Here is a 13,942-nt window from a genome sequence, read left to right as displayed (position 1 = left end):
TTCACCTGATAGTATACCCTGTTTACAGCCGGTAGAATTTTCCTTCGGCATAATCTGGTTTCAGGGCGAAACCGGCAAGTAAACTGACTATTGGAAGATTATGAGTTCAGCTAAACCCGAACGTGAATATTTCCTCGATTCGATTCGAGCGTATTTAATGTTATTAGGCGTGCCTTTTCACGTCTCACTGATTTACTCCACGCAAAAGTGGGCGGTGAACAGCCATGACGCCTCGATGTGGTTGACGGTACTTAATGACTTTATTCATGCCTTCCGCATGCAGGTATTCTTTGTTATTTCTGGCTATTTTTCCTACATGCTCTACTTACGCTATCAGCCCCAGCGCTGGCTGAAAGTGCGTCTGGAGCGCGTCGGCATTCCCATGTTGACAGCCGTTCCGCTGATTACGTTGCCGCAGTTTTTCATCACCAAAAATCTCACCGATAAAATCGGCGACTGGAACAGTTTCTCACTGTACGACAAGTACAATACGCTGATGTGGGAGCTGATTTCGCATCTGTGGTTTTTACTGGTCCTGGTCATTCTCACCACGCTCGGCATGTTGACGTTTCGCTGGCTGAATAAACAGCAGCGCGTTATCAATTATCAGCAAATCGGCTGGGGGAAACTGACGCTGGCGCTGCTGATTTATGCCTTGATATGGTGTGCGTTCCGCCGCGTGCTGTTTTATTTCGTCCCGGCGGTTTTTGCCGATGGCCTGTTCAGCATTGCCGTGATGCAAATGTTGACGTTCCTGCCGTTCTTTATGTTGGGCGCGTTGAGCTGGAAGCATCAGGAGCTGAAAGCGCTGTTTGTGCGCTTTAATCCGGTGATGTGCTTTGGCGCCATTGCAGTGTTTATCGCCTACAGTCTGAATCAGCGTTACAGCAGTGGCGAAGGTTGGCTGTATGAGATTGATATGATCATCACCACGCTCATGGGTTTGTGCATGCTCAACGTCTGCTTTAGCTTCGGTCACAAGCTGCTGAACAGCCATTCACCGCGCATCATGTATCTGGTTAATGCCTCGCTGTTTATCTATCTGGTGCACCATCCGCTGACCATTTTGTATGGCATCTACATCACGCCGCACATTGGTAATAACACGCTCGGCTTCTTCCTCGGTTTATTGATGGTGTTTGGCGTGGCCTTTACGCTGTACGAAATTCATCTGCGCATTCCACTGCTGCGTTTCCTGTTCTCCGGGAAGCCACAGCGCAAATAAACAACGGGCCAGCTAAAAGCTGGCCCGTTTTTTTAGAGCAACCACTCCACCGGCAGACGCCACACCAGGCGCACCAGCAAGCGCTGCAGCAGCGTGCACTGCGGTTCATGCTTGTGCACCACTTCGCCCTGCTCATGAGCATACTCCACCCAGTTGACGCGCCCCCACTTATCGAGACGCAGAGTCCAGGCGCGATCGCGCATGCCGGCAATAAAACGTTGGTGGGTTTGCTGTGCCAACGCTTCGCTCTCAATCACCAAACCCATTTCGGTATTCAACATCGCCGAGCGCGGATCGAAATTAAACGAGCCGATAAACACTTTACGGTTGTCCACGGTAAAGGTTTTGGCATGCAAACTGGAGCCTGAGTTACCGGTTAAACCGCGGTCGTGCGGCGCGCTTTGCGGATTATCCTGTGGCTTCAGCTCATACAGCGCGATGCCATGACGCAGCAGTTTTTTACGCCAGCGCGCATAACCGGCGTGCACCACCGTAACGTCATTAGCCGCCAGCGAGTTGGTGAGTATGGCGATTTTAACCCCGCGCCGCTTCAGCGCCAGCAGCTGCGCCACGCCAGAACGCGTAGGAACAAAATAGGCGGAGATAATATCGAACTGCTGCTGCGGCATCCCGATCACCTCCAGCATGCGCTGCGGCAACAAATTACGCCGCTTCGCCTTGCCGAGGCCTTTGCGCGGGTCATCGCTCAGTAAGCGCGACTCCGCCCACGTCATCTCCAGCTCGCCCTGCTCCATCTGGTTGATGAATGAGGAGTGCTCCAGCCGCGCCAGATAGCGTTCCACCGCTTCACTCTGCTGCCACTCCACCGGCAAGCGCACCGCCTGATGCGCCTCGCCGCTGACGTCAACCACCTTACGCAGCGTTGATACCGCTTTACTGCGCCAGTAGCGCTCGAAATCCTGCGTCACCTCGTCCACCACCGGACCGATCGCCAGCACATCAAGATCGGTAAACAGCGGTTCATCGCCCGTGCCAAAATATTCATCGCCGATATTGCGTCCGCCCACCAGCGTGGCCGCACCATCGACCGTCAGACTTTTATTGTGCATGCGTCGATTAAGACGCGAGAAATCGGTGAGATAACCCAGCGCGCGCAATGTGCGAAACGAAAAGGGATTGAACAAGCGCACGGCAATGTTGGGATGGCGATCGAGTTGGGCCAGCGTCTCATCCAAACCCGGCGTGTTGTTGTCATCGAGCAGCAAACGCACTTTCACCCCGCGCTCGGCGGCATCCAGCAGCGCGCTAAACAGCAAGCGGCCGGACATGTCGTTGTGCCAGATGTAGTACTGCACATCAATGCTGTGCTGCGCCCTGCTCATCATCTGATAGCGCGCAGCAAAAGCGTCTAAGCCATCGTTGAGCGGATGAATACCGCTCATGCCAGGATGCTGTGCGCAGCGCGCATCAACATTCGGTTTCAGCCCTTTGCCCGGATGCTCCTCGGGCGGCAAAGATTGTGCTGCTTCACTCATAGTGAATCCCTGAAAGCTGTGGACCTATTATTGTTAGTATCGGCGCGATAAATGGCAATCGGAGCCTTCCTCATCTGCCAAATGGCGCGTCGTCAATTTAGTCTAGACTTAGCCAAGCGTTCTGCATCCGGCGTTCACCGTGAGGAGAGGATTATGACTCAGCAATCCCTGCGCCATCACCCTCAGCTGTTCCGAAGCTTTTTTCAAGGCAGTTTTCCCTGTTCCACCGCATGTCGCGCGGGCGGACGTCGGCTGGATATGGTGATCAGCAGCGGCCACGATATGCTGCTGGAGAAAGATTATGCCGCCCTGGCGCGAGAGGGTTTGCACACCGCGCGCGATGGCGCACGCTGGCACCTGATCGAAGCCGTGCCCAACGAATATGACTGGCGCACCTTTCTACCGATGGTGCACGCCGCTGCGCGCCATGATATGCAGATTATCTGGGAGCTGGCGCACTTTGGCTATCCCGATCACCTTGATATCTGGAAAGCCAGTTTTGTTGACCATTTCGAACGTTTCGCACGCGCCATGGCGCAGCTGATGCGCGATGAAGGTATCGAAAAACCCTTTTTCACACCGATCAATCAAATTTCATTCTGGTCATGGGCGGGTGCCGATGTCTCCTGGCTCGATCCCTACGCCAGCGATCGCGGGCGTGAGCTAAAGCGCCAACTGGTGCGCGCCTCGCTGGCGGCGATGCATGCGATTCGTGAGGTCTATCCCGATGCACGCTTTGTGCTGACCGATCCGCTGGTGCAAGTTGCCACCCATCCCGATAATCCCGACAGCAAACCTTATGCTGATGCCCAGCATCAGGCCCAGTTTGAAGCCTGGGACTGGCTTGCCGGACGCGATGCGCCTGAACTGGGTGGACGCGAAGATTTTCTCGATGTTCTCGGCCTGAACTACTATCCGGATAATCACTGGTTCTTCTCCGGCGACACTATTCCGCTCGATCATCCCACGCGGCAACCGTTGCACCGTTTATTGCTGCAGTGCTGGCAGCGCTACCAGCGGCCGATGATCCTGGCGGAAACCGGCGCCGAAGGCGATGCGCGCGCGCCCTGGCTGCGTCAGGTGAGTGAAGAAGCGCGATTGGCGCTAGAGCAAGGTGTGGCGCTGGAAGGGATTTCGCTCTATCCGGTGGTGGAGTATCCGGCATGGGCCGACGATCGGCGTTCCCCAGGCGCGCTGTTTGGCCTCGGCGATCCCAACGGTAATCGCACCTTACATGAGGCGCTGGCGCTGGAGTTGCGCAGTCAACAGATTAAGTGGCAGAACCGGCAGACAAAAGATTAAGAGTGTTGGGTGGTGACGCTTTGTTGCGGGCAGGTTTGTACATCAAGCGAGGGATCGGCGGGATGCCGCACATCGGTAAGCCAGGTCATGGTGAAGAGAAACACCACACCAATCAGGCAGGCGGATAACAGGCCAATTATGGCGATCAGTTTGTCATCTCTGGCTTCCATCGACATCTCCTTACCGGCTTCCGTTTCCCGTTGCTGACGTTAACTCATCCACAGCGTAATCATCAGGACGAAGATTATAAGCGTAACCGACGTCACTGCAAGTACCACAATGGCGAAGAGCGCGTCGTCGAGCGGCTGTCGATAGGGTTCGTCGTGATCGTCTGGTGGTGCAGGTGAACTCATGATGACTCAAACATAAAGGCGAGTTTTCGAGCAGGATTGCCGCACAGAGTGTAATGCAACGCGCCGTAAGTTACAGGAATATTTCTGCCAGAGAAATAACGGGGCGCGTGCACGCCCCGCCTGGAGGAGGTTAGAAATCGTAGCTCAGCGAGACTTTCACCGTACGCGGTTCACCCTGCGACAAATAGGTGCCGCTGTCATCCACGTTGGCCCAATATTTCTCATTGGTGACGTTTTCAACGCCCACGCGCCACACCATATCATTCTGGTTAACCTTCATGCGGTAACGCAGACCTAAATCCAATGTGGTGTAGTCATCCAGCTTGGTGGTGTTTGCCAGGTTGGCATACTGAGAACCGGTGTAGTTCAGCAATGCCGTGGCGGTCAAACCCTCAACCGGCTTGATGTCATACTCAGCACCCAGCGCCGCCGTAAAGCGCGGCACGCCAATGGCGTTCTTGCCATCCTGACCGCTATCGCCGGTTTTGGTCATATCCGGATCGATCCAGGTGGCGCTGCTGTTCAGACGCAAACCCAACACCGGCTCACCGAACACATTCAGCTCAACACCGCGGTTACGCTGCTCGCCATTCAACTTGTAGACCGTATTATTCAGCACACCGACCGGCTGTTTAATTTCAAACAACGCCAGCGATCCGCCAACACGACCAAAGTCCGCTTTCACCCCGACTTCGTTCTGCTTAGCGTGCACAATGCCGGTGACGCTACCGTAGTTGCTGGCGGTAAACGGCGCGGCGGTGCCCGGCGTCAGTGACTCGGTATGGTTGGCATACAGCGAGATATTTTGCGTCGCTTTATACAGCAAGCCATACGCCGGTAACCAACGGCTGCTGTCAAAACGTGTCGCTGTATCTTCCGCGCCGTCATAACCGTAGTTACGCACCACCACTTTCTGGTGACGCGCGCCCACCGTTGCCAGCAAGGTGTCATCAAAGAAGCCCAGCGTATCGCTCAGCAGATAACCCTGCGAGCGCGAACGGTAAGTGGTCAGCGGGTCGCTGAATTTGTCGCCACCGGCAAACACGCTGTCTGGCTCGGCCACATCCTGCGGATGGTAGATATTGATGTCAGCATCGTTACCTGATGACATGCGATAGCTGTTTTTCGCATTTGCCGTCATCGCCGAATAGCCAAAGTTCACTTTGTGCGTCACCGGGCCGGTGGTGAAATCACCACGCAGGCCAACCATGCCGCTCATGTTGTCCTGCACGCGATTGGTACGGAAACGGCCGATGGTGGCATTACCAGCGCTATCTAGAATCTTCGGCGTGCCGTAGTTGCCCACTTCATGGGTATGCTGCGCACCCAGGCCGGCATAGGCAGTCCACTGATCGTTCAGATCGTACTCGGCTTTCGCCAGACCAAATTCCGACTCGATATCGCTGAACACCCAATTCTGGCTGTAGTTTTTCGAGTTAGAGGGCACATCAGGAATGAAATCGATGCCGCTGATATTGATGCCGTTGCGCGCATCGTGGAAGGTCTTCTTCTGGTAACCGACGTCGAGCGAGGTGCGCAGACGATCGCCACGGTAATCCAACCCCAGCGAGGCGGCGGTGGTACGTTTTTTCTCGCCGTCGACTTCAGTGCCGCCTTCGCGGTTGACCGCATTCAGACGCACGCCAAACTGGTTATTGTCGCCAAAACGACGACCAATATCGGCGCTGCCGCCCACCTGTGAACCGGAGGTGTAATCCACACCGATACGCGTCAGTGGCGTGTCATCAGCGTGCTTTGGCTCAAGGTTAATCATGCCGCCAACGCCGCTCTCAGCTGAACCGTTCAGCAGCGCGTTGGCACCTTTGAAAATTTCCACCCGGTCAATCAGCGAAGCATCCATCACCTGGCGCGGCACGATACCGGCCAGACCGCCATAGGTCATAGCATCGCCATCCAGCTTGAAGCCTCGAATGCGATAGCTTTCAGCGAAGTTGCCGTAGCCTTTCAGATTCTGCACGCCAGCATCGTTGCGCATGACGTCACCGATGGTTTGCGCCTGCTGGTCCTGAATCATTTTCGAGGTGAAGCCAATCACGTTGAACGGCACGTCCATCGCGTTTTGCTCACCCAGCATGCCCAGGCGGCCGCCGTGGGCGATTTGACCATCCAGAAACGCAGGCACTAAATCATTGCCGCCTGGCTTGAAATCGGTTGGTGGTGCTGCGGTCACGGTCAGCGTCTGCTGTTCGTTTTTCGCGTTAGTTGAGGTTGTGGTGTTGGTAGTAGCAGCCATCACTGGCAAACAACCGGCGCTGACCATTACGGCCAACAGCGTCGGTTTCAGTCCGGGATTGAAAGGCATAGCGCGCATGGGATCCCCTAATGCAAAAGAAGTGATAATCATTATTATTTCGGTTTGCGATTATGCGCAGTCGTTGCGCGAAAGCAAGAAAAATCCCACTTTCTGCATTCACTTTATGGAGGGGAAAGGCATTCGGTCGCCATGAATGGCGACCCTACGATGATCTTGAGCGGTTTTGTAGAGTCGCCATTGATGGCGACCTGCTATCAGGCACCGCGCCAGCGTTTAAACACCAGCGAGGTGTTGATACCGCCAAACGCGAAGTTATTGGATTGGATGTAATCGGTCTCCACCTGCCGCGCCGCGCCGATGATGTAATCCAGCTCACCGCACTCCGCTGCCGGTTGCGTCAGATTCAGCGTCGGCGCGAACCAGCCTTCACGCATCATCTCAATGCTCATCCACGCTTCCAGCGCTCCGCAGGCACCCAGCGTATGGCCAAAATAGCTCTTCAGTGAGGAGATTGGCGTGCTGCGGCCAAAGATCGCCGCCGTTGCCTGGCTCTCGGCGATATCGCCGCGATCGGTAGCGGTGCCGTGGGCGTTGATATAGCCAATCTGATCCGCCGTGACACCGGCCGTTTTTAGCGCGCGCTCAATACAAATCTGCATAGTTTCGCGCTGCGGCTGGGTGATATGCGCGGCATCGCAGTTAGTGTGGAAACCCACCAGCTCGGCGTAAATGGTGGCACCGCGCGCCTGTGCATGATCCAGCGACTCGAGGATCAAGGTGCCCGCGCCTTCGCCAATCACTAAACCATCGCGCTGCTGATCAAACGGCGCAGGCGAGCTGTGTGGCGCATCGTTGCGTTGGCTGGTGGCGAACAGCGTGTCGAACACCGCCGCTTCGGAAGGACACAACTCTTCCGCACCACCGGCGACCATCACGGTTTGATAGCCGTGGCGGATCGCTTCCCATGCGTAGCCAATCGCCTGGCTGCCCGATGTGCAGGCGCTGGACGTCGGTATCACCCGGCCGCGCAGGCCAAAGAATAGACCGGCATTAACGGCGGTGGTGTGCGGCATCATCTGCACATAGGTGGTGCCGGTAATGTTATTGGTGTGCTTTTCCGTCAGCATGGTGGCGAACTCGCTCACCGGGCCGGTGCTGCCGGTTGAGGAGCCGTAGGCAATGCCGGTTTCACCGCTGGTCAGCACCGGATGATCGATCAAGCCGGCCTGCTCCAGCGCCAGTTCGGTCGCGCGCGTCGCCATCAGCGAGACGCGCCCCATCGAGCGAATGCGCTTACGCGTGTAATGGGCAGGCAGCGTGAAGTCGTCCACCGGCGCACCCAGCAGCGTGTGCAAGCCATCGTAAACCTGCCACTCCGGCATGTGACGCACGGCATTTTTGCCCTGCTTAATGCGCTCGGCCACCGCGCTCCAGCTGTCACCAAAGGCGGTTACGCCACCCATACCGGTTACCACGACGCGCTGAATCACAGCATACCTCCATTGATTGAAATCACCTGACGCGTGACGTAGCCGGCGATGTCCGACATCAGATAACTGGCCAGTCCGGCCACTTCCTCCGCCGCGCCCATGCGCTTCATCGGGATCAGCTTCATCGCCTCATCAATCACCAACGGCTCGAGATCGGTCATGCCGGTATCAATTAAACCCGGTGCGATGCAGTTAACGGTAATTTTGCGTTTTGCCAGCTCAATCGCCAACGCTTTGGTGGCGCCGATAATGCCAGCTTTGGCCGCGCTGTAGTTGACCTGACCACGATTGCCCATTATTCCCGATACTGAGGAGAGCGTAATAATGCGTCCGCCTTGGCGCAGGCCAATCATTGGCATCACGCATGGATGAATCACATTGTAAAAGCTGTCGAGATTGGTGTGGATTACGCTGTCCCACTCATCGTCGGTCAACGCCGGAAACGCCGCATCGCGCGTGATACCCGCATTGCTCACCACGCCGTAATAGGCGCCGTGCGCGGCGATATCCTGCTCCAGCGCGTTGCGCGTGGTTTCACGCTGCGCCACGTCAAACTGCAAGGTGCGTCCGCGTCCGCCCGCCTGTTCAATCCCGGCCAGCGTTTGCTGTGCACCGCTGGCATCGCGATGGTAATGCACCACAATCTCAAAACCGTCCAGCGCCAGACGTTGCGCAATGGCGCGGCCAATCCCTTTACTGGCGCCGGTGACTAATACGCTGCGTGTCATGGCTGAACTCCTTGTTTTAACGGCGTTTGTTGCAATTGAATTAACTCTTGTTGATTAGGCTGATAGGTGTTCAGCCGCCCGCTGGCGATCATTACGTCGTTGCAGCGGATCTCCCCTTCGAAGCTGCCCAGCCGGTCGTCACGCATCAGCAGACGCATCTCAACGCGCAGCGTGCTATTGGCGGCAAAGGTGGCGCTATTGGCGCGATAGCCACGTCCACCGAGCAGCATGCCGGGATGAATCTCGCTCTCGCCGCGCTGGCGGGCATGAAAGCCAGACCAGACGCCAATGGTTTGCGCCATGATCTCCACGCCGTACCACGCCGGCAAATCACCTTGTGGCGTAAGAAACGGCGCCAGCACGCCGTCAGCGTTGATGCTGACTTCGCAGATCACGCTGTCATCGCTGACCAGGATAGCGCGGTCGAGCAGCAGCATCGGCGCGCGGTGCGGCAAATAAGCCGCGACCGGCAGAAAATCAGTCATGAGGCTTTCCTACAATCAGGCAGGTATTGTTCCCGCCAAAAGCAAATGAGTTTGAAGCGATGATTGGACGCTGCAAAGGTTGTGGCGTGGTGAGCAAACCGCATTCCGGCAGTAAGGCATCACGTGCTGCCACAGAGAAATCCTGCGGCGGCAGCGGCAAATTTTGCTGCAGAATCAGCGCCGCTAGCGCCGCTTCAGTGGCACCCGCCGCGCCTAGCGTATGGCCGGTGAGATGTTTGGTCGAGCTGCACGGCACGCGCTCGCCAAACAGGCGATGAATAACCGCAGATTCCACCCGATCGTTGAGCGGCGTCGCGGTGCCGTGCAGGTTGATGTAACCGACATCCTGCGGCTGTAATCCCGCCTGCTGCAGCGCCATCAGCATCGCGCGCTCCGCACCGACGCCTTCCGGATGCGGTGCCGACATGTGCCACGCATCCGATGACTCACCGCAGCCGAGCAGCGCCAGCGGCTGCTTCTCCCGCGTCAGCAACAGCAGCGCCGCGGCTTCGCCAATCGAAATGCCGTCGCGGTCGGCGCTAAAGGGTGCGCAGTGGCGATCCGAGAGCGAATCAAGACTGGCGAAGCCGTTGATCGGCATGCGGCTCAGCGAATCCGCGCCGCCCACCAGCGCCACATCCACTAACCCGGCATCAATCAAACGTTGGCCGCTGATCATTGCGCGCGCGCTGGAGGAGCAAGCGGTAGAAATCGTATAAGCCGGGCCCTCCAGTGCTAAAAAGTGGGCAAGGAAGCGCGACGGATCGCCCAGCTCCTGCATGCGGTAATCGTAGCCCGGCAAGCCGCCAGCGACCTGACGATCGCCTTCATCCACGCCGGACGTGCTGGTGCCGAGCACAATCGCCACGCGATCGCGCCCATATTGCGCGATGGCCGCCTCCAGCGCTGGACGCAGCTGCGCCAGCGCCGCCAGCAGCAGCTGATTGTTACGCGTGTTGTGTGCGGCTAACGCGGCAGGGATTGCCGGTAACTCGCCCTGCACCTGCCCCAGCCAGCAGCGTTTGCCTGCCTGCAACCAGCCGTCACGCGGCTGCATGCCCGGCGCGCGGCCCGCTTGTAGCTGCACAGCAATCTGCGCCAGGTTATTGCCCAGCGCATTGACCATGCCAAAGGCGGAAATGTAGATCATGATGACGCATCCAGTTGTTGGATTTGAATCTGATAACCAAAGGCGCGTTGATCGATGCTGATCGGCTCACGCTGCGCACCGCGTTGTAAATAACGAATCAACGTCACCACCTTGCCGGCCGGATCGCGCAGCTCGCGGCGATCATCAATATCGATCAGCGTCCAACCGCGCGGCAACTGCGGCTGCCACGCGCTGATTGGCCAATGGCTCAGCATCACGTCGGCCAGCACCTGACTGGCGGGCGGCATTTCCGTTAGCGCCATCATCTGCTGGGTGTGAATGCCGTTTTTATCATAGGTGACGCGGAACAAACGAATGCCGAGCGACGACAATCCCGCCAGGCTCAGCTGCTGCGCATCGGCGCTGAGTAATACCAGCAGCGACTGGGTTTTCCCTTTGGCGTGCCCGGTCAGCAGTTGCTGCTGCTGAAAAGCGGGCGAAATTCCTGGCGGCGGTAGCGTCACGCGTACGCCCGGTTTCAGCCAGGCGGTTGGCCGATTAATTTCGCTGGCATGCTCAGCACAACCGCTTAGCAGCAGGCTCAACATCAGCACAAGCGCACCCATTTTCATCGTTGCTTCCTTTTCCCCGGCGCCAGCGCCAGTGGCGCCAGCAAGAATGCACAAAAAATCCCGCTACACAGCACGGTACCAAAGCCGCTGATGGCGGCGGTGCTGCTGAACACCAGCATGCCAAGCGTTAATAGCGTGGTCATCATTGCCAGCGTTACCGCCAGCATTGAGGTTAACGGCGTACCGCGCGGATTGCTGAAGAACAGCGTGTAGTTGATGCCGATGCCGAGCACCAGAATCAGCGCCAGCAGAGCAAACAGATTGAGGCTCGCGCCGATCCAGCCCAGTGTCGCCAGCGCCGCCGCCAGCGACAACCACGACGGCAGCGCGCTGCGCATGCCGGCTTTTACCCCCAGCCGCAGCATGTAGCTGGCAGTAATCAGCAACAGCGCCAGCGCCAGTAAGCCGCTCAGCAAGGTGCGCCAGAAGCGGAACAGTTCATCGTAGCTGGCCTTGCGATCGACCCAGCTCACGCCTGCCTGCTGGGCTGCCAGCTGTTGCAGCGCGGCGCTGTTTTTCACGCCGCTGACCGGCACCAACACGCTGCTGCGCCCGTCCGGCAGCGACAGCCATAACAGCCGCCAGCCTTCACTCAGTGGGCTTGCCAGCCAGTCGGCGGCGCTCACCGGCATCGCGCTAAGATGGGCGTTCGCCACGCTAATGCCCGCTTGCTGCAAGCGTTGCAGAATGTTGGGTGCCGCCTGCTGCAACAGCACCACATCCTGCTGCTGCTGCGCCAGCGAACTGAGCGGCAAGATGCGATAACCGGCCAGCCAGCCTTGCTGCTGCGCCTGCTGCAGCTGCGGTGCCAGCGCGCTAAGCCGCTGCAGCGCTTGCTGCTCATCATCGCCCCACACCACAAACCAGGTTTGATCGGCCTGCTGGCCGGTCAGTTGCGCCAATTGACGATCCTGTGCCAGCAGCTGCGCCGGTGCACTCTGCAGATGGGCGATATCATCGTCGACGTGCAGCTGCAGCATGCCGCTCAGCGCATAGATCGCCACCAGCGCCGGCAATCCGCGCTTCAGCCAATTATTGCGCCGCCAGGCTGCCAGCCAGCGTGCCAGCCATACCATCGCCGGAATGGGACGCACCGGTAAGCCACGTACCAGCCACGGATAAAAGCAGATTACCGTCAGGCAGGAGGCGCTCAATCCGCTGGCGGCAAACACCGCCAGCTGGCGCAAGCCGGGGAACGGTGCCAGCAGCATCAGCAGCCAGGCAATCGCCGTGGTGCCAAGCGCCAGCAGCAGCGTGCCGCGCACCTTGTGCAAACTCTGCCACGGCGTGGCTTGCTCGCCGTGCACCATGCGCTCCGTCAGATAGTAGAGGGTATAATCGGCCGAGATGCCGACAATGCTTAGGCTCATCACTAAGGTGGTGAGATGCAGTTCGCCAAAACAGAGTAGCGTCAGCACCGTGCCCGCCATCGCGCCTATTGCCACCGACAGCGCACACAGCGCCAGCGGCCGCAGTGAGCGAAATACCCGCCACACCAGCAGCAGCAATCCTGCCAGCGTCGCGCTGCCGAGGGTTTCCACATCATGCTGCGCGCGCTGGCTGGCATCATCACTGAATAACACCGTGCCGCGCGTTAGCAGCTGCGCATCCGGCCAGCGCGTTTTAAGCTGGGATTGCAGCTGATTGAGCGCCGTCACCAGCTGATGGCTCTCTTTAATGCTGAAGGCATTGCTCGCCAGTTCACCGTGCAGGAAATACCAGCGGCGCTGCTGCGCATCTTTCACCGTTAGCCAGCCGTTATGCAGCAGCATCTTGTTGGCGCTTTGCTGCAGCGCCAGCTGCGCACCGCGCACCAGCAGCAGCGGATCGTTGCCGATCTCCTTGCTGCCGACGCCGGCGAACGCCGAGAACAGCTGCGCCAGAATCCAGTCGGCCTGCGCATCGCCGCCGTTTTGCAGCCGGCCGCGCGTGGCGGGATCGATCAGGCCATTGCGATGCTGAAACGCATACGCGCCCCAGCGCTGCAGCTGATCGTCATCCAGCTCGCCGCTTACCTGTTTCAGCATCGGCAGGGCTTGTAACTGCGTTTGCCACCAAGCTGCGACCGCATCACCCTCCTGATCGTTGGCGCTCACCAGCCACACCAGTTGACGATCGAGGCGCTGCATAAAGCCCTGCTGAATCTCCACCGGTGCCTGACCGAGGTTCTGCTGCGGCAACAGCGCCAGCACGCTGCTATTGAGCTGACTGCGCGGCAACAGGATCGCCAGCGCTACCGCTAACGTCAGGCACACCGCCAGCCACAGCAGCGCGACGGTTTTCTCACTGCGCTGGGGCAAAACGCGCTCGCTCTTCATCGGTCAACTGTTGCGGTTCGGTGCGGGTATCGCTCAGGGTGATGTCGGTCTTATCGCCCTGCTTATCATCCAGCGTAATGCGATTGAGGAATTTATCGCCCTGCAGATCGATGCGGTTAAAGATCTTATTCAGCGGCGCGGCTTTCGGCGTCAGACCCAGCTGCCAGCGGTCATTGCCACGATCGTGGAAATCGAGCACAAAATTCTCGCGCAGCACTTTTTCATCGGCCTGGAACAGCGCGCGCAGCAGATGGTTGAACTGGAACATCTGTGGATTGCTGTCGGCGGTGATCACCTGCGGCGGCTGGCCGCTGATGCTCTGCACCATGCGCTTTTCATCGAGGATCAGCATCAGCGGGAACGGCGTCGCTTGCTGCCACCACAAGCCCTGCTGCTGGGCGATCAACAGCTGACCGCGCGACACCAGCGGCTGCGCCATGCCAGCAATGGTGCGCACCTGCACAAAATTGGCGCGAATCACCGGCTGGCTGGCGAAGCGCTGTTGCAGCTGCTCGAGCGTTACCGCGCTGGCGTTGGCACACACCATC

Annotated in this window: 13 protein-coding genes; 2 read left to right on the top strand and 11 right to left on the bottom strand. The window is 58.2% G+C overall.

The genetic code is table 11. The features are described from left to right. Nucleotides 1-100: 100 nt before the first annotated feature. A complete protein-coding gene (mdoC, locus tag AC790_RS04980; protein ID WP_049851075.1) occupies nt 101-1,225 on the top strand; it encodes a glucans biosynthesis protein MdoC in 1,125 nt (374 codons plus the stop codon). Between the two features lie 32 nt (nt 1,226-1,257). On the opposite strand, the gene AC790_RS04975 is transcribed toward mdoC, so the two are convergent. Then, nucleotides 1,258-2,721 (bottom strand): phosphatidylserine/phosphatidylglycerophosphate/cardiolipin synthase family protein, encoded by a 1,464-nt coding sequence (locus AC790_RS04975; RefSeq protein ID WP_049851074.1) that lies wholly within the window; start codon nt 2,719-2,721, stop codon nt 1,258-1,260. A gap of 153 nt (nt 2,722-2,874) precedes the next feature. Here AC790_RS04975 and AC790_RS04970 point away from each other — a divergent pair, with 153 nt between their 5' ends. Continuing rightward, entirely contained in the window at nt 2,875-4,023 is a 1,149-nt protein-coding gene (locus AC790_RS04970; RefSeq protein WP_007893688.1) for a hypothetical protein, read from the top strand. Here AC790_RS04970 and AC790_RS24970 read toward each other — a convergent pair. From AC790_RS24970 to AC790_RS04930, 10 genes are all read right to left on the bottom strand, one after another. Further along, nucleotides 4,020-4,193, bottom strand: coding sequence for a hypothetical protein (locus tag AC790_RS24970; protein WP_007893690.1), 174 nt, complete (start codon nt 4,191-4,193; stop codon nt 4,020-4,022). The genes AC790_RS04970 and AC790_RS24970 overlap by 4 nt on opposite strands. A 39-nt stretch (nt 4,194-4,232) precedes the next feature. Continuing rightward, nucleotides 4,233-4,376: a hypothetical protein gene (locus AC790_RS24965; RefSeq protein WP_007893692.1), complete on the bottom strand. Its 144-nt coding sequence runs from the start codon at nt 4,374-4,376 to the stop codon at nt 4,233-4,235. A gap of 130 nt (nt 4,377-4,506) precedes the next feature. Beyond that, the gene (locus AC790_RS04965; RefSeq protein ID WP_049851073.1) at nt 4,507-6,708 is read right to left on the bottom strand and encodes a TonB-dependent siderophore receptor; all 2,202 of its coding nucleotides are present in this window, start codon (nt 6,706-6,708) and stop codon (nt 4,507-4,509) included. Between the two features lie 197 nt (nt 6,709-6,905). Beyond that, a complete protein-coding gene (locus tag AC790_RS04960) occupies nt 6,906-8,141 on the bottom strand; it encodes a beta-ketoacyl-ACP synthase (RefSeq protein WP_200902252.1) in 1,236 nt (411 codons plus the stop codon). Then, entirely contained in the window at nt 8,138-8,869 is a 732-nt protein-coding gene (locus AC790_RS04955) for a 3-ketoacyl-ACP reductase FabG2 (protein WP_049851072.1), read from the bottom strand. The genes AC790_RS04960 and AC790_RS04955 overlap by 4 nt, the downstream gene beginning before the upstream one ends. Continuing rightward, on the bottom strand, nt 8,866-9,354 hold the full coding sequence (locus AC790_RS04950; RefSeq protein ID WP_049851071.1) for a hotdog family protein: 489 nt from the start codon (nt 9,352-9,354) through the stop codon (nt 8,866-8,868). Before AC790_RS04950 ends, AC790_RS04955 begins: the two co-directional genes overlap by 4 nt. Continuing rightward, the gene (locus AC790_RS04945; protein ID WP_049851070.1) at nt 9,347-10,504 is read right to left on the bottom strand and encodes a beta-ketoacyl-[acyl-carrier-protein] synthase family protein; all 1,158 of its coding nucleotides are present in this window, start codon (nt 10,502-10,504) and stop codon (nt 9,347-9,349) included. Before AC790_RS04945 ends, AC790_RS04950 begins: the two co-directional genes overlap by 8 nt. Beyond that, complete coding sequence (locus AC790_RS04940; protein WP_049851069.1) at nt 10,501-11,076, bottom strand: DUF3261 domain-containing protein; 576 nt, start codon at nt 11,074-11,076, stop codon at nt 10,501-10,503. The genes AC790_RS04945 and AC790_RS04940 overlap by 4 nt, the downstream gene beginning before the upstream one ends. Then, a complete protein-coding gene (locus AC790_RS04935; protein ID WP_049851068.1) occupies nt 11,073-13,394 on the bottom strand; it encodes an MMPL family transporter in 2,322 nt (773 codons plus the stop codon). Before AC790_RS04935 ends, AC790_RS04940 begins: the two co-directional genes overlap by 4 nt. Continuing rightward, a complete protein-coding gene (locus tag AC790_RS04930; RefSeq protein ID WP_193372774.1) occupies nt 13,360-13,941 on the bottom strand; it encodes an outer membrane lipoprotein carrier protein LolA in 582 nt (193 codons plus the stop codon). The genes AC790_RS04935 and AC790_RS04930 overlap by 35 nt, the downstream gene beginning before the upstream one ends. Nucleotide 13,942: the final 1 nt, after the last annotated feature.

Source organism: Pantoea sp. RIT-PI-b, from assembly GCF_001187905.1.
GTDB classification, from domain to species: Bacteria; Pseudomonadota; Gammaproteobacteria; order Enterobacterales; family Enterobacteriaceae; genus Pantoea; species Pantoea nemavictus.
The sequence above is the reverse complement of the archived record's forward strand: the minus strand, read 5'-3'. Positions and strand labels throughout refer to the sequence as shown.

Bases quoted from the DNA above. Each gene is read 5' to 3' on its own strand.
- AC790_RS04935 (WP_049851068.1), bottom strand. From the start codon at position 13,394: ATGAAGAGCGAGCGCGTTTTGCCCCAGCGCAGTGAGAAAACCGTCGCG.
- AC790_RS04930 (WP_193372774.1), bottom strand. From the start codon at position 13,941: ATGGTGTGTGCCAACGCCAGCGCGGTAACGCTCGAGCAGCTGCAACAG.
- AC790_RS24965 (WP_007893692.1), bottom strand. From the start codon at position 4,376: ATGAGTTCACCTGCACCACCAGACGATCACGACGAACCCTATCGACAG.
- AC790_RS24970 (WP_007893690.1), bottom strand. From the start codon at position 4,193: ATGGAAGCCAGAGATGACAAACTGATCGCCATAATTGGCCTGTTATCC.
- AC790_RS04950 (WP_049851071.1), bottom strand. From the start codon at position 9,354: ATGACTGATTTTCTGCCGGTCGCGGCTTATTTGCCGCACCGCGCGCCG.
- mdoC (WP_049851075.1), top strand. From the start codon at position 101: ATGAGTTCAGCTAAACCCGAACGTGAATATTTCCTCGATTCGATTCGA.
- AC790_RS04945 (WP_049851070.1), bottom strand. From the start codon at position 10,504: ATGATCTACATTTCCGCCTTTGGCATGGTCAATGCGCTGGGCAATAAC.
- AC790_RS04955 (WP_049851072.1), bottom strand. From the start codon at position 8,869: ATGACACGCAGCGTATTAGTCACCGGCGCCAGTAAAGGGATTGGCCGC.
- AC790_RS04940 (WP_049851069.1), bottom strand. From the start codon at position 11,076: ATGAAAATGGGTGCGCTTGTGCTGATGTTGAGCCTGCTGCTAAGCGGT.
- AC790_RS04970 (WP_007893688.1), top strand. From the start codon at position 2,875: ATGACTCAGCAATCCCTGCGCCATCACCCTCAGCTGTTCCGAAGCTTT.
- AC790_RS04975 (WP_049851074.1), bottom strand. From the start codon at position 2,721: ATGAGTGAAGCAGCACAATCTTTGCCGCCCGAGGAGCATCCGGGCAAA.
- AC790_RS04965 (WP_049851073.1), bottom strand. From the start codon at position 6,708: ATGCGCGCTATGCCTTTCAATCCCGGACTGAAACCGACGCTGTTGGCC.